General features: G+C 68.2%; 24 protein-coding genes and 1 pseudogene. 8 read left to right on the top strand and 17 right to left on the bottom strand.

What is annotated here, in order from left to right; translation table 11 throughout:
* Positions 1-142: 142 nt before the first annotated feature.
* The 3 genes from treY to ACIQ0W_RS08330 all read right to left on the bottom strand — a co-directional run bounded on the left by treY (position 143) and on the right by ACIQ0W_RS08330 (position 4,963).
* The gene (gene treY, locus ACIQ0W_RS08340; RefSeq protein ID WP_396642302.1) at positions 143-2,518 is read right to left on the bottom strand and encodes a malto-oligosyltrehalose synthase; all 2,376 of its coding nucleotides are present in this window, start codon (positions 2,516-2,518) and stop codon (positions 143-145) included.
* Positions 2,515-4,725 carry a glycogen debranching protein GlgX gene (gene glgX, locus ACIQ0W_RS08335; RefSeq protein WP_396642301.1) on the bottom strand — a complete coding sequence of 737 codons (2,211 nt, stop codon included), beginning with the start codon at positions 4,723-4,725 and terminating at the stop codon, positions 2,515-2,517. Before glgX ends, treY begins: the two co-directional genes overlap by 4 nt.
* An 82-nt stretch (positions 4,726-4,807) precedes the next feature.
* Positions 4,808-4,963 carry a hypothetical protein gene (locus tag ACIQ0W_RS08330; RefSeq protein ID WP_157811332.1) on the bottom strand — a complete coding sequence of 52 codons (156 nt, stop codon included), beginning with the start codon at positions 4,961-4,963 and terminating at the stop codon, positions 4,808-4,810.
* 151 nt (positions 4,964-5,114) lie between these two features.
* Between ACIQ0W_RS08330 and ACIQ0W_RS08325 the strand changes: the two are divergent.
* Positions 5,115-5,414 (top strand): annotated as a pseudogene (locus ACIQ0W_RS08325) (hypothetical protein); the annotation flags it as partial.
* 173 nt (positions 5,415-5,587) lie between these two features.
* Here the strand turns inward: ACIQ0W_RS08325 and ACIQ0W_RS08320 are convergent.
* From ACIQ0W_RS08320 to ACIQ0W_RS08280, 9 genes are all read right to left on the bottom strand, one after another.
* Complete coding sequence (locus ACIQ0W_RS08320; protein WP_396642300.1) at positions 5,588-5,905, bottom strand: ATP-dependent DNA ligase; 318 nt, start codon at positions 5,903-5,905, stop codon at positions 5,588-5,590.
* Between the two features lie 41 nt (positions 5,906-5,946).
* The gene (locus ACIQ0W_RS08315) at positions 5,947-6,441 is read right to left on the bottom strand and encodes a glutaminase (RefSeq protein ID WP_396642299.1); all 495 of its coding nucleotides are present in this window, start codon (positions 6,439-6,441) and stop codon (positions 5,947-5,949) included.
* Positions 6,442-6,449: 8 nt separating this feature from the next.
* A complete protein-coding gene (locus ACIQ0W_RS08310; RefSeq protein WP_396642297.1) occupies positions 6,450-7,355 on the bottom strand; it encodes a TerC family protein in 906 nt (301 codons plus the stop codon).
* A gap of 32 nt (positions 7,356-7,387) precedes the next feature.
* Positions 7,388-8,587 (bottom strand): cation:proton antiporter, encoded by a 1,200-nt coding sequence (locus tag ACIQ0W_RS08305; protein WP_396642296.1) that lies wholly within the window; start codon positions 8,585-8,587, stop codon positions 7,388-7,390.
* 108 nt (positions 8,588-8,695) lie between these two features.
* Complete coding sequence (locus ACIQ0W_RS08300) at positions 8,696-9,808, bottom strand: 5-methyltetrahydropteroyltriglutamate--homocysteine S-methyltransferase (protein WP_396642295.1); 1,113 nt, start codon at positions 9,806-9,808, stop codon at positions 8,696-8,698.
* 81 nt (positions 9,809-9,889) lie between these two features.
* Positions 9,890-10,243 carry a DUF6804 family protein gene (locus ACIQ0W_RS08295; protein WP_396642294.1) on the bottom strand — a complete coding sequence of 118 codons (354 nt, stop codon included), beginning with the start codon at positions 10,241-10,243 and terminating at the stop codon, positions 9,890-9,892.
* A 10-nt stretch (positions 10,244-10,253) separates the two neighbouring features.
* On the bottom strand, positions 10,254-11,480 hold the full coding sequence (locus ACIQ0W_RS08290) for an alpha/beta fold hydrolase (RefSeq protein ID WP_396642293.1): 1,227 nt from the start codon (positions 11,478-11,480) through the stop codon (positions 10,254-10,256).
* Positions 11,481-11,513: 33 nt separating this feature from the next.
* Positions 11,514-12,215, bottom strand: coding sequence for a GTP pyrophosphokinase family protein (locus ACIQ0W_RS08285; protein ID WP_396642292.1), 702 nt, complete (start codon positions 12,213-12,215; stop codon positions 11,514-11,516).
* Between the two features lie 22 nt (positions 12,216-12,237).
* On the bottom strand, positions 12,238-13,080 hold the full coding sequence (locus ACIQ0W_RS08280) for a transposase (protein WP_396642291.1): 843 nt from the start codon (positions 13,078-13,080) through the stop codon (positions 12,238-12,240).
* 138 nt (positions 13,081-13,218) lie between these two features.
* Between ACIQ0W_RS08280 and ACIQ0W_RS08275 the strand changes: the two genes are divergently transcribed.
* Genes ACIQ0W_RS08275 through ACIQ0W_RS08260 form a run of 4 tightly spaced genes read left to right on the top strand, consistent with a single transcriptional unit; the run spans position 13,219 to position 17,025 of the window.
* Positions 13,219-13,800 (top strand): Dps family protein, encoded by a 582-nt coding sequence (locus ACIQ0W_RS08275; RefSeq protein ID WP_396642290.1) that lies wholly within the window; start codon positions 13,219-13,221, stop codon positions 13,798-13,800.
* Positions 13,797-14,900, top strand: a complete 1,104-nt coding sequence (locus tag ACIQ0W_RS08270) for an acyl-CoA dehydrogenase (protein WP_396642288.1) — start codon at positions 13,797-13,799, stop codon at positions 14,898-14,900. Before ACIQ0W_RS08275 ends, ACIQ0W_RS08270 begins: the two co-directional genes overlap by 4 nt.
* Complete coding sequence (locus ACIQ0W_RS08265; protein ID WP_396642287.1) at positions 14,897-16,300, top strand: PIG-L family deacetylase; 1,404 nt, start codon at positions 14,897-14,899, stop codon at positions 16,298-16,300. Before ACIQ0W_RS08270 ends, ACIQ0W_RS08265 begins: the two co-directional genes overlap by 4 nt.
* Entirely contained in the window at positions 16,297-17,025 is a 729-nt protein-coding gene (locus ACIQ0W_RS08260; RefSeq protein ID WP_396642286.1) for a glycosyltransferase, read from the top strand. Before ACIQ0W_RS08265 ends, ACIQ0W_RS08260 begins: the two co-directional genes overlap by 4 nt.
* 139 nt (positions 17,026-17,164) lie before the next feature.
* On the opposite strand, the gene ACIQ0W_RS08255 is transcribed toward ACIQ0W_RS08260, so the two are convergent.
* The 4 genes from ACIQ0W_RS08255 to ACIQ0W_RS08240 form a co-directional block, all read right to left on the bottom strand.
* A complete protein-coding gene (locus ACIQ0W_RS08255; RefSeq protein ID WP_396642285.1) occupies positions 17,165-17,734 on the bottom strand; it encodes a hypothetical protein in 570 nt (189 codons plus the stop codon).
* A gap of 206 nt (positions 17,735-17,940) precedes the next feature.
* On the bottom strand, positions 17,941-18,597 hold the full coding sequence (locus tag ACIQ0W_RS08250) for a DUF1345 domain-containing protein (protein ID WP_396642284.1): 657 nt from the start codon (positions 18,595-18,597) through the stop codon (positions 17,941-17,943).
* A gap of 60 nt (positions 18,598-18,657) precedes the next feature.
* Positions 18,658-19,200 (bottom strand): flavin reductase family protein, encoded by a 543-nt coding sequence (locus tag ACIQ0W_RS08245; RefSeq protein ID WP_396642283.1) that lies wholly within the window; start codon positions 19,198-19,200, stop codon positions 18,658-18,660.
* 34 nt (positions 19,201-19,234) lie between these two features.
* Entirely contained in the window at positions 19,235-19,768 is a 534-nt protein-coding gene (locus ACIQ0W_RS08240) for an NADPH-dependent FMN reductase (RefSeq protein WP_396642282.1), read from the bottom strand.
* A 267-nt stretch (positions 19,769-20,035) separates the two neighbouring features.
* On the opposite strand from ACIQ0W_RS08240, the gene ACIQ0W_RS08235 reads away from it, so the two are divergent.
* From ACIQ0W_RS08235 to ACIQ0W_RS08225, 3 genes are all read left to right on the top strand, one after another.
* Positions 20,036-20,611 (top strand): flavin reductase family protein, encoded by a 576-nt coding sequence (locus tag ACIQ0W_RS08235; protein WP_396642281.1) that lies wholly within the window; start codon positions 20,036-20,038, stop codon positions 20,609-20,611.
* Between the two features lie 80 nt (positions 20,612-20,691).
* Positions 20,692-21,309, top strand: a complete 618-nt coding sequence (locus tag ACIQ0W_RS08230; protein ID WP_396642280.1) for a flavodoxin family protein — start codon at positions 20,692-20,694, stop codon at positions 21,307-21,309.
* Between the two features lie 45 nt (positions 21,310-21,354).
* Positions 21,355-21,717, top strand: coding sequence for a UBP-type zinc finger domain-containing protein (locus ACIQ0W_RS08225; RefSeq protein ID WP_396642279.1), 363 nt, complete (start codon positions 21,355-21,357; stop codon positions 21,715-21,717).
* Here ACIQ0W_RS08225 and ACIQ0W_RS08220 read toward each other — a convergent pair.
* Positions 21,698-22,591, bottom strand: coding sequence for an alpha/beta fold hydrolase (locus tag ACIQ0W_RS08220; protein ID WP_396642278.1), 894 nt, complete (start codon positions 22,589-22,591; stop codon positions 21,698-21,700). The genes ACIQ0W_RS08225 and ACIQ0W_RS08220 overlap by 20 nt on opposite strands.
* Positions 22,592-22,736 lie beyond the last annotated feature (145 nt).

Here is a 22,736-nt window from a genome sequence, read left to right as displayed (position 1 = left end):
ACGTTTCGCCCACGTTTCGCAGCTCGCCGGGGCCCACGATATTGTCGGATCGGGCCCGTCAGACACGCCCCGAACGGACGCAACTCGCCGCGCGTACGCAAACCGAACGGCGTGTTGGGTCCGTTCGACGAGAAGCGCCGCGCTAGTCGTTGGCGAGCAGGGCGACCGGGTAGGTCTCGAGCAGCGCCGCGAGCGGCACCTCGCCACCCTCGTATCGGCGACCGGTCAACAGGTCGATCGCGGGTACCGACGGACGCAACAGGATCGTGTCCCGCCATCCGCCGAGAGCCTCCAGCCCCACGGGCAGGCGCGTCGCGACGGTCTGAACGCCGCCCCGATCGAACCCGATCGCGTGCTGAGCAGCGGGTCCGATGAACGTCAGGGGGGTGTAGCGGGTGAAGAGCTCCGGCCGGTAGCGACGCGTGCGAAGCGCACGAGAGGTCACGAGCAACTTGGCGGCGCCCGAGGCATCCACCGCCGGCAATTCGCCCGCCTCGAACCCGGCATCGATCCCCGCGAGCATCTCGGCGCGCGCACCGAAGTCCACGGCGCGGCGGTTGTCGGGGTCGACGAGACTCGTCTCCCACAATTCCGACCCCTGATACACGTCGGGCACGCCGGGCGCGGTCAGCTGCAGCAGCTTCGCCGAGAGCGAGTTCGACCACCCGTAGGGCGCGATCTCGGCGACGAGAGCCTCCAGGATCGCGGATGCCTCGGCGTTGTCGAACGCGGCATCCACCACCGTGTGCATCCGGGCTTCGAAGGCCTCGTCATGGTCCCACCAGCCGGTCGATTCGGAAGCCTCGCGGGCCGCCTTCTCGGCATACGCATGAAGGCGCTCGCGCGAGGCGGGCCAGGCACCGACGATCGCCTGCCAGAGCAGGTTGTCGAAGCCGCCATGCCCGGTCGAGGCGATGGCGCGGAGCGCAGTGAGCGACTCGAGCCACCGTGCGGGGAGCTCAGAGAGCACCGACAGGCGAGCACGCACGTCCTCGCCGCGCTTCGTGTCGTGCGTCGAGAGGGTCGTCATGGCGTGCGGCCAGGATGCCTCGCGCGCGACCTGTGCGGCATGGAACCCGGCCACGTCGAGCGCGAACTCGGACGGGTCGGCGCCGACCTCGGTCAGGGTGCCGAGACGCGAGGCGCGGTAGAACGCGGTGTCTTCGACACCCTTCGCCATCACGGGCCCGGTCGTCTGCTCGAATCGTCGTGCCACTTCGAGCGAGGCATCCGCCAGCTGCGGCAGCACCCGGTCGAATGCGCCGGCGAGGTCGGGCCGCCGACGCATGGCCTCTCCGGCGGCGTCGTCGAACGCTTCGCGACCGGCGGGAAGGTACGAGCGGTACACGGGGAAGCAGGCCAGCAGCTCGGCGATCGCTTCGGCGGCTCCCGTGACCGGTTCGTCGAGCAGTCGCACCAGGCGCGCCACCTCGGCGCCCTGGATCGTCTCGGCGATCGTGCGCTTGGTGTCGTGGATGAGATCGCCCCACGACGACTGCGGTTCCAGGCCGTCCTCGGCGCGGACCGCGGCATCGATCGCATCCAGCGCACCTTCGCCCGCGGGGTCGATGAGCGCCCGGTCGATCACGGCGAGCGCGTCGTACCCGGTCGTCCCATCGGTCCGCCACCAGCTGGGGAGGGTCTCGCCGTGCTCGAGGATCTTCTCCACGAGCACGTACACGCCCCCGGTCGCCTCGGCGAGCCGGTCGAGGTAGGCGCCGGGATCGAGCAGGCCGTCCGGGTGGTCGACCCGGATCCCGTCCACGAGTCCTTCGTGCACCCAGCGGAGGATCTCGGCGTGGGACTCGTCGAACACCCACGGCACCTCGACGCGCACGCCGGCCAATGTCGTCACGGCGAAGAAGCGCCGGTAATTCAACTCGGCCGCCTCGCGCCGCCAGAACATCAGCTCGTAGTGCTGGCGGTCCACGATCGCGCGCACGACCTCGGGGTTTCCGAGATCGGCGGCCTCGTTACCCTGCACCGAGTCCGGCGCGAGCGGCAGGACGTTGTCGAAGTAGTGCAGCGTGCCGTGCGGGGCCGCCTCCGTCGCCGCCGCATCGATGCGGATGTCGCCCGCGCCGATGATGTCGTCGAGATCGCCACCCAGCACCGGGATACGAACACGGCCGCCGCCGAACTCCCAGTCCACGTCGAACGCCTCGGCGTAGCGCGAGTCGCGCCCGTAGGTCAGCAGGTCCCACCACCACGGGTTCTGCGACGGAACCGCGACCCCCATGTGGTTGGGGACCGTGTCGACCAGGATGCCGAGTCCCGCATCGCGGGCGGATGCGGCAAACCGGTCGAGTCCCTCGGCTCCCCCGCGGGCGGGGTCGACGAGGCTGGGGTCGACGACGTCGTAGCCGTGATCCGATCCCTCGGTCGCCTTCAGCAGCGGTGACAGGTAGGCCCAGTCGACCCCGAGGTTACGGAGATATGCCGTCACGGATGCCGCGGCATCCAGGTCGAAGGAGGCACGGATCTGCAACCGGTACGTGGACAGGGGTCGTTGGGTCACTGCAACTCCGAGCGGATCGGGTCACCCGAAGTCTCGTCGACCTGACTCTGAGCCAAGACGGACAGGGACGCGGCGACGGAGTGGTCGCTTTCCGGCTCGGGCACGGTGTGGGCGCGCAACACGACAAGCGAAGTCGCGGCGAGGTTCAGCACGCCACCGGGTTCGACCGGCTCGCTGTCGGCGAGCACGCCCGCCGTGTCGACGATGATGTCCCACTTCGGCGAGTAGGCCACGTCGGGGATCTGGAAGTCGACGACCTCATCACTGGCGTTGAAGAGGATCAGGAAGTGCTTGTCCACGATGGGTTCGCCGCGACGATCGCGCTCGCGGATGCCCCCACCGTTGAGGAACACGCCCACCGCGCGCCCGAACCCGGAGTCCCAGTCCTCGGGCTGCATGGCGGATCCGTCGGGACGCATCCACACGATGTCGGGGATCGGCGCCCCCTCCTCCATCTTCACCGGGCGTCCGTCGAAGAAGCGGCTGCGGCGGAAGGTCGGGTGGTCCTTCCGCAGGCGCACGAGGGCGGCGGTGAACTCCAGCAGGGGCTGGTCGACGGCGGCCCAATCGATCCAGGTCAGCTCGTTGTCCTGCGCGTAGCCGTTGTTGTTGCCCTGCTGCGTACGACCCAGTTCGTCGCCGTGCAGCAGCATGGGCACACCCTGCGAGAGCAGCAGGGTCGCGATGAAGTTGCGCTGCTGGCGGGCACGCAGAGTCAGCACTTCGGGATCATCCGTCGGCCCTTCCACGCCGAAGTTGGATGACCTGTTGTGCGACTCGCCGTCGTTGTTGTCTTCGCCGTTCGCCTCGTTGTGCTTCTCGTTGTAGCTGACGAGATCGCGCAGGGTGAACCCGTCGTGGGCCGTCACGAAGTTGATGGACGCCACCGGCCGGCGACCCGAGTGCTCGTACAGGTCGGCGGATCCCGTCAGGCGCGAGGCGAACTCGCCCAGGGCCTGCGGCTCTCCGCGCCAGAAATCGCGCACCGTGTCGCGGTACTTGCCGTTCCACTCGGTCCACTGGGGCGGGAAGTTGCCGACCTGGTAGCCGCCGGGCCCGATGTCCCACGGCTCGGCGATCAGCTTCACCTGCGAAACCACCGGATCCTGCTGCACGAGCTCGAAGAACGTCGCGAGACGGTCGACCTCGTAGAACTCACGCGCCAGCGTGGAGGCGAGGTCGAACCGGAAGCCGTCGACGTGCATCTCGAGCACCCAGTAGCGCAGCGAATCCATGATCAGCTGCAGCGTGTGGGGGTTGCCGACATTCATGCTGTTGCCGGTGCCGGTGTAGTCGGTGTAGTACCGCTTGTCGTCGTCCTCGAGGCGGTAGTACGCGTTGTTGTCGATCCCCCGCATCGAGAGCATCGGGCCCATGTGATTGCCCTCGGCCGTGTGGTTGTAGACGACGTCCAGAATGACCTCGATGCCCGCCGCGTGGAGCGAGCGCACCATCCCCTTGAACTCCTGCACCTGCTGCCCGAGGTCGCCCTGGGACGCATAGGTGTTCTGCGGCGCCAGGAACGCGATCGTGTTGTAACCCCAGTAGTTCGAGAGTCCGTTCTCCTGGAGCGTGCTGTCATTGACGAACTGGTGCACCGGCATGAGTTCGATGGCCGTGACCCCGAGCTTGATGAGGTGGTCGATCATCGCCGGGTGGCCGATGGCACTGTAGGTGCCGCGAATCTCTTCGGGGATGCCCGGGTGCTTCATCGTCAGCCCCTTGACGTGGCCCTCGTAGATGAAGGTGGACGCGTAGGGCGTCTTGGGCTGGCGGTCACCGGCCCAGTCGAAGAAGGGATTGACCACGACGCCCATCATCATGTCGGCGGCCGAATCCTCGTCGTTGCGAGAATCGGGATCGCCGAAGTTGTAGCCGAAAACCGATTGGCCCCAGTTCACCTGCCCGGCGACCGCCTTGGCGTAGGGATCGAGGAGCAGCTTGTTCGGGTTGAACCGGTGCCCTTCCTCGACATCGCTCGGGCCGTGCACGCGGTAGCCGTAGCGCTGACCGGGCCCGACCTGCGGAAGGTAGGCGTGCCAGACGAAGGCATCGAGGTCGATGAGCTCGACGCGCGTTTCGGTTCCGTCCTCCTCGAAGAGGCAGAGCTCTACGCGCTCCGCCGCCTCACTGAACAACGCGAAATTCGTGCCGTTCCCGTCATATGTCGCACCGAGTGGGTAGGTCGAGCCAGGCCATGTTTGCACTGCCAAAGACTACCCATCGACGCACGATGGCGCTGTGGCTTGCGCAACGCCAGCGGGTGCCCTATAGCGGTGCCGAGGGTCCTCAGCTGAGTTCCGTGGCCGCGTCCCAGGCACGGGAATGGGGACCGCGTGGCAAGAGTTCGCCCTCGACGATCTCGTAATCGATGCCCCCGTCGAAGAAGTCCTGGGGCAGGCTCGTCGAAGATCGGTTCGCGCCCATCGGATTCTTGCCGGTCATTTAGCACCCCTGACTTGTCCCGCCCTGCTGACCTGTCCAGCTCTTACTGTGCGGCACGGGTCGCGATAGCGGAACCCGATTGACTTCGCGGCGACAGACGCGTACGGAGAAACCCGTCGGTATGGCAGCAGACAACGATTAGTCTGATGGGGTGGGCACCATTTACTACGGCGGGGACGCTTCCGCCATCGACATCGAAGACCGTGCGCTGGCGCACCTCAAGGTCGTCATCGCGACCAAGCTGCGCCGCGGCGAGAGCTTCACGCTCACGTGGCGCCACCCCGAAGACCAGCCGCGCGGGCGCAGCACCGTATGGCTCAGCCCGTCGATCCCTCTGCGGTTCGTCTTCGACGACCCCGAGCCCGCGGTCCTGAGCCGGGAGTGGATGGAAGAGCTCGCTCAGTCGGCCAACTCGTCGGGCGGCATCATGCTCGTCGCTGAGCACTTCGACGTGGATCCTTCCGAGAATGAGTCGACGATCGAGGTCGGCGCGATCGTCGCGAAAGAAGTGGACGTCGAGAACGCCACGGTCGGTTCCGTTCAGCAGGAGGCTCGGGCGAAGGCGAAGTCCAAAGCAAAGGTCGACGCCGGCGACTGATCAGCCGACTCTCCCCCGCGCCTCCGTCAGGAGTCGAACGGCATTTCTTCTTGCGGCTCTGAGACCACGAAAAGGCCGTTGGGGCTGCTCGCCGACACCATGAGCGATTCGATCCACAGACGGTTGAGTCGCGGTTCACGGCTGCCGTGGAACGCGAACTGCATCGGAACGGACGGATGCATCCAGAAGCTCCGTCGCGAGATGCCCTCGCTGTCGAGGTCCACCGTGAACATGAACGACTCCGAGCGGCGCAGCTTGTTCATGATCACGATCCGCAGGTGGGCGAGGGTGCGGTCCTCGATGTCGATCGAGTTGTTCAGCGTGTCGTAAATGAAGCGGCCCATGCCTTGAGCCTAATGGCGTCCACGGGCCCGCAATAACGTGATCACGTCCCCGGCGGCGGCTGCAGGAGAAGCGCTATTCGTTCGTCGAGGTAGCCGGCCAGCGGCACGTGTGCGGCAGCCGGACTCCAGCGGACGCTGGGGGTTCCGTCCACGAGGGCGAGCGGTCCCGCCGTTTCGCCTCGTCCCAATGCGGCGAGGTCGAGCACTTTCCAATCCAGATGCACGGTTTCGCCGTCACCGAAGCCGCCACGGGTCGCGGCAGCTGCCACGTCTGCGCGGGCGCGTGCCGCATCCGAGGCGAACCCGCGGCGGCCGGGGTCGCCGGCGCGCACCACATTTCCGGCCCCGTACACGGCGCTCTCGCCGATCAGTAGGACACCCAGGCGCCAGGCGTCGCCCCGGGGCACGATCTTCGGCGAGCGGAGCCCCGCCAGGACCCGCGGCCGCACGACCTCACCCAGTCGCTCGCGCGGCGCGTCGGCGGCCGCGAGGCGAGCGCGGGCCGCATCCAGGAGAGTCGCCGCGTCATCCGTCACAACATGCCTCAGCCGAGGCCGGCGCGGTCCTCGTGGCCGTCGTCCGGCAGCACGTGACCCGCGACCGGCTTGCGCGAGAGGCCGACCGCTCCGGCCTCCGGGCCCTTCGCGGTTGCGGCGGCGACGGCGACGGACTCGTCGACGTCGATGTAGCGCGGGCGTAGCTGCACGGCCTGGAGCCGCTTCTGCTCGCGCTTGGCCTTGCGTGACGAGTACGTGAGGTTGAGCGCCTCGACCAGGATCGCGAACGCCATCGGTGCGTAGATCAGGGCCTTGTCGATCGAGACGCCGAAGCCTTCGGCGATCAGGAACACACCGATCAGCAACAGGAACGACAGCGCCAGCATCTTCACCGTCGGGTGCTTGTTCACGAACGTGAAGATGAACCGTGCGGCGAACAGCATGATGCCGAACGACAGCACGACGACCGTGATGATCACGAGCAGGTTCTCGGTCATCCCGACTGCCGTGATGACCGAGTCGAGCGAGAAGACGATATCGAGCAGCAGGATCTGCGTTAGCACCGACGCGAACGTGATGGTCTTCGGGCCCACGCCGCCGTGCTCTTCTTCGGCACCCTCGAGCTTGTGGTGGATCTCGGTGACGGCCTTGTAGACCAGGAACAGACCACCGGCGATCAGGATGAAGTCCTTCACCGAGAAGCCCATGCCGAAGAGCACGACCACGTCGTCCTTCAGGGTGATGATCCAGCCGGCGAAGAACACCAGGACGACGCGGATCACCATCGCCAGCGTCAGGCCGAGGTTGCGGGCCTTGGCCTGCTGCTCGACCGGCAGCTTCGACGCAAGGATCGAGATGAAGATGACGTTGTCGACACCGAGAACGATCTCGAGAACGAACAGGGTCAGGAAGACGGCGATCAGGTCGGGCGTCAGGTCCAGGGAGAAGTCCACTCGCTCATGTTAGGCGGATGCCTCGACCGATCTCAGCCGACATCCTCATCGACCACGTCCCGGTCGACGGTGATCGCGCCGCGCAGCATCGTTCCCATGAGCGGATACAGCAGCACGGAGAGCATCCCGGCGCCCACGAGCGCCGCGGCGAGGCCCGGCGAAAGCAGCTCCTCCGACATCCCGATATTCGTGACGGCGACGATGACGGGCAGCCCCGTCGCGCCGAGGAAGGCCAGTGCCAGGCGGTCGCGGGGTGTCGATCGCGCGGGGGCCGACAGCATGGACGGCAGGCCGCGGATGATGAGCAGCAGCACCAGGAACACGGGGACGAGCGCGACCGTCGCGCCGTCCTCGAGCAGGGCGTCGAGGTCAAACGTGACGCCGGTGTAGATGAAGAAGATGGGGACGAGCAGGCCGAACGCGACGGCCTCGACCTTCGATTCGACCTGCGCCCGGTCCTCGGCCGGCGCGTTGCGCATGATCAGCTGCCAGATGACCCCGGCGACGAATGCGCCGAGCAGCATGTCGAGGTCGAGCAGCAGACTCAGCGCGACCAGCAACGCGAGGATCAGCACGATCATGCGCACGGCGAACTGACCCGACGTGTGCAGCGTCGCCGTCACGATGCGGTGCAGGCGTCCGTGCGGCATCCGCGAGGCGAGAAACACGGATGTCGCCGCGACCACGACGAAGAAGAAGAGAACGATCGACGCGACGCCGAAATCGCGTCCGCCGAGAAACAGCGAGATCGCCACGAGCGGGCCGAACTCCCCCACCGCACCGACACCCATGACCGCACGCCCGAATGGCGTCGGAAGCATCCCCGCGTCGCGCATGATCGGCAGCAGCATCCCCAACGCGGTCGAGCACAGGGCGATGCCGATCACGACCGCAGCCTCGCCCGGCGCGATCACGAAGCCCACAGCGACGCCGGCGATCAGCCCGATCAGCCAGCCGCCGACGGCGCGAGCACCATTCCGGCCGCGGAGCACACGGAAGTCGATCTCATTGCCGGCCATGAAGAACAACAGTGCGAGGCCGAAGTCCGCGAGGCGCTCCGTGATCGGCCCCTCCTGGATCCAGCCGAGCACGCTCGGCCCGGCGATGATGCCCAGTACGAGCTCGAACACCACGATCGGAATCCGCAGGCGGGTCGAGAGCCCGCGGACGATCAGCGGGGCGATGACCGCGATCGCCGCGATGACAACGAAGTCGAGATCGCTGAGCTGCACGGCCTCACGCTATCGTCTGCGGCTCCCCGACAACGCGGCCCCCAGGCGACACCCACACACGACACCGCCGCGGCACGGCCACGACACAGCCGCGACCCGAGACCGGAGTCAGCGCCAGACGTCGTCCGCGATGGCCACGACCTCGCGGATCTTCGCCCACTGCTCGTCCTCGGTCAGCACGTTGCCCTCTTCGGTCGAGGCGAATCCGCACTGCGGGCTCAGAGCGAGCTGGCCGAGCGGGGCGAAGACGGATGCCTCGTCGATCCGGTTCTTGATCGCGTCGACGTCTTCCAACTCGCCCGATTTCGACGTGATGAGGCCGAGCACCACCGTCTGGTCGCCCTCGGGCAGGAAGCGCAGCGGCTCGAAGCCACCGGCACGTTCGCTGTCGTACTCCAAGAAGAACCCGTCGTAGGCGACCTCACCGAGGAGTTGCTCGGCGACGGGTTCGTAGCCGCCGGACGAGATCCAGGTCGAGCGGAAGTTGCCGCGACAGACGTGTGTCGTGATGACCATGTCATCGGGCTTCGCCTCGAGAACGCGGTTCAGCAGGCCGGCGTATCGCTCAGCGAGTCCGTCCGTCCGGATGCCGCGGTCCCGCGCCTTCGTCAGTTCCTCGTCCGAGCAGAGGTACGCCCAGGCGGTGTCGTCGAACTGGAGGTAGCGGCAGCCGGCGTCGTAGAACGCGGTCACGGCGTCGCGGTACGCCTGCACCAGATCGTCCACGATGTCGTCACGACCGGTGTACACGTTCGGGTCGATGTGGTCAGGCTCGAGCCGGAAGTCCAGGACGGTGGGTGCCGGGATGGTCGCCTTCGCCAACGCACCGGTACCGGCCGTCAGCGCCTGCAGCGAACGGTAGTGCTCGAGGAACGGATGCGTGTCGGAGAACCCGACCGGCCCGCTCAGGTGCAGGCCGCGGGGACGCGTCTGCACACCCCGGAACTGGATGCCATGGTCGAGTTCGACGACGTCGACCCCGTCGAGCATCCCGAAGAAATCGAAGTGCCACCACGAACGGCGGAACTCGCCGTCCGTCGCGACCCGCAGGCCGTTGTCGGCCTCTTTGCCCACGAGGTCGGCGATCTCGGCGTCCTCGACTGCGCGAAGCGCATCCGCGTCGATCTGACCGGCGGCGTGGGCGGCACGCGCGCGTTTGAGTGCTTCGGGACGCAGGAAGGAGCCGACGATATCGGCACGATAGGGCGGGTTGATGCTCACCCCGACACTTTATCGACGCGCCCGCCGCGTCGCTCCCCGCGCGTCATACGGCGAAGCACTCCACGCCGGAGCATCGGCCTGTCAGCGCTTCCGCGCGGGCGGGGTCTCGCGCGGCACACGCACCGCCGCTCCCGCGACGGCGAACAGCGCGGCGACACCCAGGTGCGCGACGATCCACCACGGTCCCTCGGTCGGCACGGGAAAGACCGGGTTCCAGACGATCGCGACGGCGAAGAACACGAGCGTCCACCACCACTGCGCACCCTGGAGCGCGTACCAGGCGATGATCAGCGCCATGATCGCGACGATGAAGCGGATCAGCAGGTACCAGTCCGCCTCGAGCAGCGGGATTCCCGAGAGCAGTGCCGCGGCGGCGATCAGGCTCGGGATGAACGCGGGACGGTATGTCTCGCTCTTCGGGGGTGTGGCGGCCATGGGTCCATCCTCACAGACCCACGTGCTCGTCGAGCCAGGCCATCAGTCCCGACAGCGAGAAGTAGGCGATCGTCGCGTGTGTCGCGTTCGGAACCTCGGACAGCGTCACGTCCATGCCGAGGGATGCCTCGCGCTTCGCGAATTCTCGGGTGTCGTCGGGATGGATGAGTGTGTCCTCGAGGCCCTGCGCGATGTAGAGCGGGGCGTCGAAGGCGACGCTCCCGGCGGAATTCTGGGTGAGAAGGTCATCCCACGGCGGCGTGGTCGTCGGGTCGCTCACCACGAAGTTCCCGACGAGCGGCTGGCCGATCGCGTGCAATTCTTTCGTGTGCGTCAGCAGGCACAGTTCGTTCATCTCGGGTGCGGCCGCGACCGCCGCGGGGGTCAGGATGTCTGCGAGTTGCGCTCCGGGCACCGTATCGCCGTAGACCCCCGCGTAGGCCGTGAACGCATACGAGCCGATCGTGACGCCCGAGATGTCGTCGATGTCCGCGTCGAGCAGGGCCGTCAGGTCTGCCGCAGGTGCGGCGACCACGACCGCCCGCACGTCCAGTTCGGGCGCGTAGTCCGCGGCGCGCTCGGCGGCGAAGAGGACGGCCTGGCCACCTTGCGAGTGTCCCCAGAGAACGACGGACGCACCCGCATCCGCCGCGGGGATCGACTGTGCAGCTCGGACGGCGTCGAGCACATTGTTGCCCTCGGTTGCGCCCACCAGATACGAGTCCGGGCCGGGATAGCCCATGCCTGCGTAGTCCGTCGCGACGACGACATAGCCGCGATCGATCATCAGCCGCAGCCCCTCGATGTCGACGAAGGGGTCGGCGGCGAGCGACGGTGCGCAATCGCGCGCGGAGCCCGTCGTCGGGTGACCCCACGACAGCACCGTCCGCCCCCCGGCGGGCGCGGGACCGAGCGGCGCGACGACGATGCCCGAGACGATCAGCGGTTCGCCGTTGAGGTCGGTCGAGCGGTACAGGATCCGCCACGCCCGCGTGTCGAAAGGCAGGCCGATGAGGTCTTCCGAGCGGACGATCTCGCCCGGAGCGCCCGAGCTCTCGGGTACGGGGTCGAGATAGAACTCCTCGAGTCCCGGCCGCTCGAGCAGGTCGCCGACGATGCGAGCCTCGAGCACCGCGACACCGCCGCCGATGAGCGTCAGGACGGCGGCGCAGAACGGAATCACCCAGCGCATCCGATAGCGACGCGTACGTCCGGGGCTCGGACGCTCTGCTGTCACACGGCTACGGTCTCACGGCGGCGGGGGACGGCGCTAGACGTCGACCGGAGTCGCGCCCGCACGCTCTCCGCCGTGGACTTCCCCGCCGTGGACTTCACGGTGCAGGCGCTCCATCCGCTCATCGAGCTCGGCGGCCGTCTCGGCGGCATCGCGCAACGAATCGAGCAGCGGCGAGGGCACCTGCTTGTCGTACTTGTAGTAGATCTTGTGCTCGAGGCTCGCCCAGAAGTCCATCGCGATCGTCCGGAACTGCACCTCGACGGGCACATCGACGCGCCCGCTGGAGAGGAATACCGGCACCTCGACGATCGCGTGCAGGCTCTTGTAGCCGTTGTCCTTCGGCACGGCGATGTAATCCTTGACGGCACGCACCGTGATGTCGTCCTGCGTCGTCAGCAGATCGAACAGGCGGTACGCGTCCGCGACGAAGCTGCAGGTGACACGGATGCCGGCGACGTCGGTGATGTGCTGCCGGATCGTCGGGAAGTCCGGTTCGATGCCCCGTCGCGCGACCTTCTCGGCGAGGCTGTCGGGCGTCTTGACCCGGCTCGAGACGTGCTCGATGGGATTGTAATCGTGCATCAGCTGGAATTCATCCCGCAGGATCGTGATCTTCGTCTCGACCTCCTGCAGACCGAAGCGGTACTCGAGCAGGAAGCGCTGGAACTCGTCGCGCATCGCCCTCATCTCGGCGAGTGTCGCGGTGAAGGGTTGCTCGCCAGTGGGCATACTCATGGCTCCACGGTAGGACGCGGGACTATGAGGGCCCCGTGAGTCGCGCCGCCTCCCGGTTCGCCGTGTGCAGGCGCTCAGCGCTGGCATCGCGCGCGCGCTCGGCCTCTTCGCGTTCGGCGGTCGCGGCATCGGCGTCGGCACGAATCCGCGCGAGTTCGCTCTCGAGGGCTTCGACCCGCTCTTGCAACAGCGCTTCACGCTCTCGCGCGGTGGCCATCCGTGCCTCGGCGCGCGCGGCTTCCCGCTCGGCATCCGCCGCCTCACGCCGTACCGCGGCGGCAGCGCGTTCGGCATCACGGCGAGCGCGACGCTCGGCGAGATCATCGCGCCCGCGGGCGGGCACGGGCGCCGCCGCGACGGGCGCGTCACCCGCGACGGCGTCCGTCAGATCGACGGGGTCGACGCCGGATGCTTCCAGCGGACGCAGCAATCGGCCGGTCCGGACGGCGGATGCCGCGGCCTCATCCCGCGCTGCGGCCCCGAGCGTGCGCTCGACCTCGGCCACGATGCCCGCCCCGGTCGCGACGCCCTCGCGCTCGGCGAGGTCCGTCGCGGTGCGGACGAGCTCGGCCACGAGCATCCGCCGCTCTTTGTTGAGGGACGTCAGACGGGCCGCGTCGCGATCATCCTGCGCCTCGCGCATCTCGGCCGCGAGGGTGGACAGCTTGCCGACGTCATCTGCCGCGCGCCGAGAGAGCAGGTTGACGACCCACACCGAGGTCGGGGGCTTGCGAAGGCCCCGGATCCGCGCCGCTGTCTCGCGATCCGGCGCGGCGGCCGCCAGCGTCTTCCGTGCCGCGATGAAATCGGCCGGCGCGAGCCCGTACAGCTCTTCGGCTGCTTCCTCGAACGTCTTGTCCGCCATCCGGCCATTCTGACTGATCGCCGTCGGTAGCAGCCCGGACGCTCCCCGGCAACCCCTGCCGCCCGCCGGGGCAGCGGCCATAGCGTGGATCCGTTCGAAAGGACCAGCGGCCTCCGGCCGCTCGAAAGGAGAAGTCCGATGGCTAACGCATCGACCAAGACCGCCACACAGGACAAGGCGCAGGCCACCACGCGAGGACGCCGCCGGCCCGCGAAGGCTGACGCCGGGGCCGCGCTGACCGACGAGCAGAACGCCGAGAGCGGCTTCCAGGCATCGAAGGAACTCAGCGACAACCTGCAGAAGGTGCTCGTCGATCTGCTCGAGCTGCAGCTGCAGGGCAAGCAGGCCCACTGGAACGTCGTGGGAACGAACTTCCGCGACACCCACCGCCAGCTCGACGAGATCATCGAGGCAGCGCGCGGGTTCAGCGACACGGTGGCCGAGCGGATGCGGGCGCTTCACGCCGTTCCCGACGGTCGCTCCGACACGGTGGCCGAGACCACGACCCTGCCCGAGTTCCCGCACGGCGAGGTCGACACCACCGAAACGATCGACCTGATCACCGAGCGCCTCGAGGCGACGATCTCGACCGTGCGCGAGGTGCACGACCCCGTCGACGACGAAGACCCGACGAGCGCCGACATCCTGCACGCCGTTCTCGAGAGCCTCGAGCAGTTCGCCTGGATGGTCAGCGCCGAGAACCGCACGCCCGCCAGATGACAGGACCTCTGGTCGCCACCGACGCCGACCTCGCGGTACCGCTCGAGGACGGCGAGGCGGGGGCGGCTGCGCACAGAGCGGAGGCGACCCTTCGGTCGGTCGTCGCGTTCGGCACCCACGTCGATGCGACGCTCGACTGGGCCGTCGAACTCGGGAGCGCGGTGCCCGTGCCCGGACGCGGTCGCACGCGCGAACGTTGGGAAGCGCTCGCGACGGCGGCACGGGCGGATGTCGCGGGCGCGCGTGTTCTCGAACCGCACCTGGACGCGATCGCGATCCTGGCCGAAGCCTCGGCGCAGGGCTGGGTGACACCGGCCGATCTCGTTCGGATGGGCGTCGACGCGAACTCATCGTGGGGCGTATTCGCCGCCGAGAGTGCCGGCGTCCGCGTGGAGGCGCGCCAGGCCGAGGACGGGTCGTGGACGCTCAACGGCGTCAAGCCGTGGTGCTCGCTCGCCGACTGCGTGTCGCACGCGCTCGTCACCGCGTGGACGGGTCGTGACGAACGTCGCCTGTTCGTGGTGGCGATGCGGGACCCGGCAGTTCGGCCGCAGCGCGACACCTGGGTCTCTCGCGGCCTCGCACAGATCAGAAGCACCCCGGTCGAGTTCGACGACGCGGTCGCTCTGCCGGTCGGCGACGACGGCTGGTACCTGCGACGCGAGGGCTTCTGGTGGGGTGGCGTCGGCGTTGCCGCGTGCTGGTGGGGCGGCGCGCTTCCCCTGCTCGATGCCCTCGCCCTCGCGTCCGCGCGGCCCGACGCGGATCAGCTCGCACACACCTACTACGGCACCGCGGACGCGCGCCTGTGGGCTGCGCGTCTCGCTCTCGCGGACGCCGCACGGCTCGCGGATCATATGGATCCGGTGGCCGCACGGGTAATCAGCGAACGCGTGCGTGCGATCGTGGCCGACGCCGTCGAGACCGTTCTGACGATCGCCGACCGAGCTCTCGGCCCGGCACCCCTGGCATCCGACGAGGCGCACGCCCGCCGCGTCGGCGACCTGCGCATCTACCTGCGCCAACATCACGCCGAGCGGGACCTGGCTCGGCTCGGTCGCGCGCTGGCGCACTCCGATGCGTCCCCGCGAACGACGTGAGCGTCGCGTTCGACCACCGGGAACCGGGCACACCCGAGTCGGAGTGGCAGAGGGCGCGTCCGTGGGCGGCGGCGCGGGCGCTTGATCACGACGTCGATCTCGATATCGACGTATTGATCGTGCTGGCCGCGCACCCCGACGACGAAACTCTGGGCGCGGGCGGCCTCATGGCGACGGCGGCGGCCCGGGGAATCCGCGTCGTCGTCGTGGTCGCGACGGACGGTGACGCCTCGCACCCCGATTCCCCGACGTGGCCTCGACAGGCGCTCGCGCGCGAGCGCCGCGTCGAGCTCGCGCGGGCGGTTGATTCGCTCGCGCCGGGTAGCGCCCTCAGCTTCCTCGGCCTGCCGGACGGCCAGCTCCGGGAGCGAAGGAAGAACCTGACCCGACGCGTTCGCTCCGCGATCCTCGACGAAACGGGGGAAGACCCGCCGCGCGCCCTGGTCGTCGCGCCCTGGAGCGGGGATGGGCATCGCGATCACCGCATTCTTGGCGAGGTCGCCGAGGATCTCTCCGCCGAACTCGGCCATCGGGCCCTGGGATATCCGATCTGGTTCTGGCATTGGGCGCATCCGTCCGAAATCGACACCAAGGCCTGGGCCGTGCTGACGCTCGAGCCGACCGCGCTGGCGGCGAAACGCCGGGCGCTCCACGAGCATGCGACACAGGTGCGTCCGCTCTCCCCCGCACCCGGCGACGAGGCACTCATCCACGAAGACATGCGCGCGCACTTCGAACGCGACGTCGAGGTGTTCGTGGTTCCCGCGTCGGGCGGGGGCGGCGGCGAGAGCCTTGCGCCCTCATTCTTCGAGGATTTCTATGCGCGCCACGACGACCCGTGGGGGTTCGACACGCGCTGGTACGAGGAGCGCAAGCGAGCGCTCGTGATGGCTGTTCTGCCGCGGGCGCGCTTCCGCGACGTCGTCGAGCTCGGCTGCGCGACCGGAGCGCTGACGGTCGAGCTGGCAACGCGTGCCGATCGCGTACTCGGGCTCGACGCATCCGACGAAGCCCTCGCCCGCGCCCGCCAGCGCCTCGAGCGGCAGGGCAACGCGGAACACGTCACGCTCGAGCGCGCCACCCTGCCCGCCGAGTGGCCCGAGGGCACGTTCGACCTGATCGTGATGTCCGAGATCGGCTACTACTGGAGCCGGCCGGACCTGCTCGATGCCGCGCGGCGAACTCTCGCGGGCCTGTCGCCCGACGGCGTTCTGGTCGTCTGCCACTGGCGCCACCTCGTCGCCGAGTATCCCGGCACCGCCCACGACGTGCACGCGGTCCTCCGCGCGCTGCCGGGTCTCCGGCTGCTTGCGCGCCACGAAGAAGAAGACTTCTTCCTCAACGTTCTGGTGCGAAGCGATGCCCCGTCCGTGGCTCGTGCCGCCGGACTCGTCCGATGACGGGCCCCACCGCGATGGCGGTCGTGATCCCCGCGCACGAGGAGGAAGAGCTGATCGGTGCGTGCCTGGACTCGATACGCGCCGCCGTCGCCGCGGCACGTAGCGTCATCAGCCGCGTCAGCGTCCACGTCGCGTTGGATGCGTGTACCGACGCGACCGCGCGGATCGTGCAGGAAGCGGGAGCAGACCTGGTCGTCCCCACAGCCCGCGGCGTCGGCGCGGCTCGGGACGCGGGCGTAGCCGCAGCTCTCGCGGCGCACGCGCGCACGCCCCTCCGCCGTCTGTGGATCGCGCACACGGACGCCGACTCGGTGGTTCCCATGAACTGGCTGACGCACCAATGGCAGCTGGCGTCGGCCGGCGCGGATGTCGTGGTGGGAACGGTCCGGCCCGACTTCCGTGACCTGTCCGCCGCTCAGACGACGGCCTGGTGGGCGACGCATGTCCCCGGCACGGCCAACGGACACGTCCATGGGGCGAACCTCGGCACGCGCGCGAGCACGCTCGTCGCGGCGGGCGGGTTCGAGCCGGTTCTCGAGCACGAGGACGTCCTGCTCGTCGCCGAGACGAGAGCACGCGGGGCCCGGGTCGCGGCCTCCGACGCCGCGTGGGTGCAGACGAGCGGTCGGCCGGTTGGCCGCACCGCCGGCGGGTATGCGGGGTATCTCCGCGAGCGGCTCATCCCACTCGCGCTCTCCCGCGCGGCGTACGCCCCCACTGCCTGAACAGTCTGCCGAAAACAGGAGATCCCTCGGGAACAGGACAATCCTGCATATATCGTCCTGTTCCCGGCGGATCTCCTGTTCTCAGCGAAGAAGGACCCGCACCGCGCTATGCGATGCGGGTCCCCGAGTACGAGCCGGATCAGCCCAGGATGTCGCCGAGCATGCCGTCGACGTCGGATCCGATGTCTCCGGTGACACCATCGACGAGGTCACCCACCTCGGCGCCGATGTCACCCGCTCCATCGATGTCGCCGATCGAGGTGTCGGTGTCGTTGCCCGAACCCACGGGCGCCTCAACGGGCGCCTCGACGGGAACATCGATGTCGTTGCCCGAGCCGACGGGGGCCTGCACGTCGTTGCCGGAGCCGACGGGGGTGTCGTTGCCCGACAGCACGTCGCCGTTCAGCGAGTCGCTGACGACCGGCCCGTTCACGAGAGGAGCGTCGACCAGGGGCGCGTTGACGATGCCGCCGTCCACGCCGACATTGCCGGCGTTCGTGTCGGGCGAAACCAGCACGTCGCCGGCGGAGACACCGGCGAGGAGGTCGTCGACGATGTCGAACATTCCCGTGACATTCGTCTGCGTCGACGTGTCTTCCGTGGTGGATTCCGCCGCGTTCGCGGGGATCGCGAAGCCGGCCACGGCGAGAGCCGCCGCCCCGAGTCCGGCGGCGCTCATCATTCCGATTCGAGTCGTGTTCTTGCGCATGAGTTTTCTCCTTCACATCGCTTTCGTGACGTGCGACTTGCGCCGCACGAGGGGTCATCCGACGCAGGTCGATGATCGGATGGGTCGCATCGGCGCGCGGCGCACCCAGACGCACGGACGCGCCGGCAGACACCCGCAGAACGACGGGGATCGGTGCGGTTTCCTGGCAGATTCGTGTGAGCGTCGATCCGTCCCTGCGGCGCGCCTCAGGTGATGGCGGAGACGGCGCGGGCGATCACGAGCACCGACATGATGAATCCGGCGAGCGCCTCGACCGCCATGAACGCCTTCGCACGACGTGTGATCGGAAGCGCGTCGGCCGCGGAGAACGCCATCCCGGCCGTCAACGAGATGTACAGGTAGTCGAAGTACCGAGGTCGCCACGCGCCGCATTCCGGGGTGGAGTCCTGCGGAAAGATGAAGTCGGCCTTCGAGACGTCGCGCGACCCGCGGGCACGAGCCACCGGGCCGCCGAGGTCGAGCTCCCAATACAGCAGTCCAAACGCGATGGCGTTGGTCACCCACAGTTGCAGGGCAGCGAGCAGGATGCTGATGCCCTCGGCATCCGGTGCCGTCAGCAGTTCGTAGACCAGCTGCACGAGCAGCGCCTGCGTCACCAGCAGGAGCAGAACCCCGAGGATCAACGAGAACCAGCGGGACCACGTCGTCTGCCGGACGAGATGGTGAGGGTTCAGGACGATCAACGGGATGACGAGCAGGGCGCACACGCCGACGGCAACCCATCGCAGGGGCTCCAGGAAGAAGCTCGGCAGCAGCAACCAGAGCACGAGAACGGTGAGGACGGCCGCGATGGCCGGCCACCGGTGTTCGTAAGGCGCCCGGGTCTTCTCGGCCGTGGTCATGCGCTCATTCTGTCGGAACGGCGGCCCGGAGCCGCGCCGCCGTTCCGACAGGGTATGCGTTCAACTGGCGAGCTGGTCGGCCTCGCGCAGGTGGCGATACGAGCCCTTGAAATAGAGCAGCGGCTCGCGCGTGTGCCATTCGGGCGCGCTCATTTCGACGACCTTCCCGATCACGATCAGGTGGTCTCCGGCGACGTACTCGTCCCACAGCTCGCAGTCCACCCACATCAGGGTGTCGTGGATGACGGGATTGCCGGATGCGGCGGGTGTCCAATCGATCCCGGCCCATTTGTCCGTCCCCTTGCGGGCGAACTGGTTGGAGACGTGGAGCTGATCGTGCGCGAGCACGTTGACGGCGAAGCGCCCGCTCTGCTTGATCCGCGGATAGGTCGTCGAGGTCAGCATGACGCTGAACGAGACAAGGGGCGGATCCATCGAAACGCTGTAGAACGACTGGCAGGTGAAGCCGACGGGTACGTCCGCCTCCAGCCCGCTGATGACCGTGATGCCCGATGCGTAATGCCCGAGCGTGTCACGGAACAGACGTGCGTCGATCGCGGTGGGCGCAGAGATGGGTGCCGGGGTGAGTGCTGACTCGTGCATGGTGTTCCTCCTATCAGTGACGACGCAATCGGGTTCAGGGGAGAGGTGTTGCCGTCGCGTCGGCCACCAGCGCCAGGCGCGCGAGGTTCGCCGCATACTCGGTCGCTGCCGCGCTCACGACGTCCTCGAGCTGATCCATCTGGGTCAGCGAGAGGTAGAAGCCGCGACCCGGAACCATCGCGCCCAGCTCGACGAGCAGGGGCGCGAGGTTGTAGGTCGGACCCATCGCGTGGCTGAAGTCCGCGCCGGTATGCACCGGGATCGCCGTGACGCCCGCGAGGCCGTTCGCCGGGTACCGGTCGAGGAACGCCTTGAGCAGACCGGTGTAGGTGGCCTTGTACGTCGGGGACGCGAAGACCACCAGGTCGCTCTCGGCGACGGAGGCGTTGAGCGCCGCCATCCCTTCCGAGGGCCAGGCGAAGATCTCGGCCGTGTGATCGGCGAGATCGATCACCTCGAGCGAGTACGCGCCCGGAGCGAGGAGCTTCTCGACGAGGAGCTCCGCGACCTTGCGCGTGCGGGATGCCGGCTTGGGATTGCCGACGACGATCGTGACTTTGAGCGACATTTCACTTCTCACATCTGTACCGATTGACAGGAAATCGAAGGTGTCGTGTCACCGCGCACACGCATGCCAAGCCGGGAACGAGGCTGACGACGCCTTCACACCACCGGGATTTTTTGGCCCGGCGGGCCCGCAACGGCTTACGCTGCGCCATCAGTATGCACGCGGTTTGTTTCGCCCGTGTCACAGATTCCCGAATATGGACGGGCACATTACGTCGAGCGTCGCGAACGCGGAGCCGCTGCCCGATACGGGAGATAGCGTGTGAGGATGACGACCGAATCCGAGCCGACCGCCGACCGGATCGCGCTCACAGAGGGCGCGACCGCCTTTCCCTCGTTGTCGGCCGACGATTTCAAGGCCGTGTTCCGCGGGCACCCGGGGGGCGTTGCGGTGATCACCGCCGACGACGGCACCGGTCCCGTCGCGCTGACCGCGACATCCGTCTCGTCCGTGAGCGCCGACCCGCCCCTGCTCGTGTTCTCGGTTTCCGCCCAGTCCTCCAGTGCTCGCGCCCTGGCCGCCGCGGACACCGTCGTCGTGCACCTGCTGGACGCGCAGGATCTGCCCCTCGCCCGCCTGGGCGCGACGAGCGGCGTCGATCGTTTCGCCGATACCGATTCGTGGTCGCGCCTGGTCACCGGAGAACCGGTCTATCACGGCGTTCGCGCGTGGATCCGGGGCGCCGTCGTGAATCGGATGGATGCCGGCGGCTCCACCATCTTCGCGGTGCATGCCCTGCAGTCGAGCCTGTCGCGGGATCCGGCCGAGGGCGAGGCGGGCGACGCGCTGGTCTACCACAATCGCACCTGGCATCGCCTCGGCGACCACTCGCGCATCGACTGAGCGCTCGCCCGAACCGAAGGCGTCGGCGTGTCAACCCCCTGACCCCGCCCGACGTCGGCGCGTAGGTTGGGCTCTTCCCGATGAGGAGGTGGCCCGTGGCCGAAATCCGCGCACTCGCGCTCAACTGCACGCTGACGAAGTCCCCCGAGCCCTCGAGCACCGAGTTGCTCACGACCCAGATCCTGCGGGCCCTGTCCGACCTCGGTGCCGAGACCGCTCAGGTGCGTGTCATCGACGAGAACGTCGCACCCGGTGTCGAGAAGGACATGGGCGAGGGCGACGGTTGGCCGCGCATCCGGGAACAGATCCTGGCATCCGACATCCTGGTCGTCTGCACACCCATCTGGATGGGTCACATGTCGAGCGTGGCTCAGGGGGTGCTCGAACGGCTGGATGCCGAGCTGTCGGAGACGGACGACGCGGGCCGCCCGATCCTCTTCGGCAAGGTCGCCGTGACCGGGATCGTCGGCAACGAGGACGGCGCACACAAGGCGACGTCGGACCTGTACCAGGGTCTTTCGGACGTCGGTTTCACCCTGCCCGCGCAGGGCGGCACCTACTGGGTCGGTGAGGCGATGCAGACGGTCGACTACCGGGATCTCGACGAGACACCCGAGGCCGTGTCGAGCGCCACCACCACACTGGCCCAGAACGCGTTCCATCTCGCGACGCTGTTGCGGGCGCATCCGTACCCCTAAGTTCGAAGGCACCGAAGGGTGCACGGACGAGAACGGGAGTCGGACATGAGCGATCCGTCGAGCTTCATCAACGCCGAGATCCCCCCGAGCGGAACCGGATGCGTCGAGTGCGACGAATCGGGCAGCTGGTGGGTTCACCTGCGCCGGTGCACGGCATGCGGCCACATCGGTTGCTGCGACGATTCGTTGGGCCGCCACGCGACCGCTCACTGGCACGGAACGGGTCATCGCGTCATCCGGTCGTTCGAACCCGGCGAGGACTGGTTCTGGGATTACGAGACCGAGAGCGGTATCGACGGACAGTCCCTCGCACCGCCGCAGGCGCATCCGCTCGATCAGACAGCCCCGGGACCCGCGTCGCGCGTTCCGGGCGATTGGCAGCGGATCCTCATGCGGCGGGCGCGCTAGCCATCGTCTGAAGCACCACCGCCGGTGTCTCGATCGCGGCGAAGTGCTCCGCATCGGGTACCCGCTGCTCACGGAAGTCCGGAATCGTCCGAGCGAAGAACACACTGTCCGATTCGGAAGAGAAGGCGTCTCGCTGCCCGCGCACGGAACGGACGGGGCACCGGATCTGCTCGAAGGCCCGCAGGTCGTAGACCGCCGCGGCGCGTGCCGCGTGCACGAATGCGGAGGGTCGCAGTTCGTCGGGAAGAGCGTCGATCACGCTGGCGTCGATCGCGCCGCGGTCCGCGAACAGCGGAGCGGAAAGCAGACGGAGCATCCCGAGCCGGCGGAGCCCCCGGACGATACCCACGCTCCCGAGGCCGGCGAGGATCCGCATCGCGAGCAGCATCCCGGCGAACCACGGCAGACGGATCCCGCCTCGCACCGGCCGCCGCACCGCGTCGATGACAGCGGGTCCGGTGGGTGAAACCAGCACAACGGATGTCGTCGCCTCCGGTGTGTGCGCGGCCAGATCGAGCGCCAAGAAACCGCCGAGCGAGTGACCGACGAGACGCCAGCGCCGGTAGCCGAGCGCGCGCGCGACCTCGGCTATGGCCCCGGCGTACGCGCCGATGCTCGCTTCCCGCCAGTCGGGAGCGGTGGAGTCGCCCCAGCCCGGAAGATCCGGAATCACCAGATCAACAAGCGGCAGGCTCCGTCCGTCGGCGTATGCGATCAGGGGCGTCCACGTCGTCCACGATCCCGCGGCGCCGTGCACGAGGATCGTCGCGATCTGGCCGGTGCGGCGACCGGCTCGCGCGACGACCAGACCGAGCGACGTGTCAACGACGAGGCGCTCCAGTCCGAGCTCGCTCTCATCGAGGTTCAGCTCCATACCTGCTTATTCGGAGCGGATCTCGGTCGGGATTGCTCGACCCGGATGCGTGTCAGGCTATTGACGCGCAGGTGTCGATCGCGCATCGAAAAGGCCGGATTCCCCCGTGGCGTCCCGCGCCGTGGTAGCTATTGGTATAGGTAGA

The organism is Microbacterium sp., from assembly GCF_044340635.1.
In the GTDB taxonomy this organism is placed as follows: Bacteria; Actinomycetota; Actinomycetes; order Actinomycetales; family Microbacteriaceae; genus Microbacterium.
Note: the sequence above shows the minus strand (reverse complement) of the source record. Positions and strands in the feature narration are given on the sequence as shown.

Coding starts and splice junctions, on each gene's coding strand:
- ACIQ0W_RS08250 (WP_396642284.1), bottom strand. CDS start 18,597: ATGACCACGGCCGAGAAGACCCGGGCGCCTTACGAACACCGGTGGCCG.
- ACIQ0W_RS08225 (WP_396642279.1), top strand. CDS start 21,355: ATGAGCGATCCGTCGAGCTTCATCAACGCCGAGATCCCCCCGAGCGGA.
- ACIQ0W_RS08235 (WP_396642281.1), top strand. CDS start 20,036: ATGACGACCGAATCCGAGCCGACCGCCGACCGGATCGCGCTCACAGAG.
- ACIQ0W_RS08285 (WP_396642292.1), bottom strand. CDS start 12,215: ATGAGTATGCCCACTGGCGAGCAACCCTTCACCGCGACACTCGCCGAG.
- ACIQ0W_RS08270 (WP_396642288.1), top strand. CDS start 13,797: ATGACAGGACCTCTGGTCGCCACCGACGCCGACCTCGCGGTACCGCTC.
- ACIQ0W_RS08230 (WP_396642280.1), top strand. CDS start 20,692: ATGAGGAGGTGGCCCGTGGCCGAAATCCGCGCACTCGCGCTCAACTGC.
- ACIQ0W_RS08320 (WP_396642300.1), bottom strand. CDS start 5,905: ATGGGCCGCTTCATTTACGACACGCTGAACAACTCGATCGACATCGAG.
- ACIQ0W_RS08330 (WP_157811332.1), bottom strand. CDS start 4,963: ATGACCGGCAAGAATCCGATGGGCGCGAACCGATCTTCGACGAGCCTG.
- ACIQ0W_RS08240 (WP_396642282.1), bottom strand. CDS start 19,768: ATGTCGCTCAAAGTCACGATCGTCGTCGGCAATCCCAAGCCGGCATCC.
- ACIQ0W_RS08220 (WP_396642278.1), bottom strand. CDS start 22,591: ATGGAGCTGAACCTCGATGAGAGCGAGCTCGGACTGGAGCGCCTCGTC.
- ACIQ0W_RS08245 (WP_396642283.1), bottom strand. CDS start 19,200: ATGCACGAGTCAGCACTCACCCCGGCACCCATCTCTGCGCCCACCGCG.
- ACIQ0W_RS08280 (WP_396642291.1), bottom strand. CDS start 13,080: ATGGCGGACAAGACGTTCGAGGAAGCAGCCGAAGAGCTGTACGGGCTC.
- ACIQ0W_RS08295 (WP_396642294.1), bottom strand. CDS start 10,243: ATGGCCGCCACACCCCCGAAGAGCGAGACATACCGTCCCGCGTTCATC.
- ACIQ0W_RS08275 (WP_396642290.1), top strand. CDS start 13,219: ATGGCTAACGCATCGACCAAGACCGCCACACAGGACAAGGCGCAGGCC.
- ACIQ0W_RS08255 (WP_396642285.1), bottom strand. CDS start 17,734: ATGCGCAAGAACACGACTCGAATCGGAATGATGAGCGCCGCCGGACTC.
- ACIQ0W_RS08260 (WP_396642286.1), top strand. CDS start 16,297: ATGACGGGCCCCACCGCGATGGCGGTCGTGATCCCCGCGCACGAGGAG.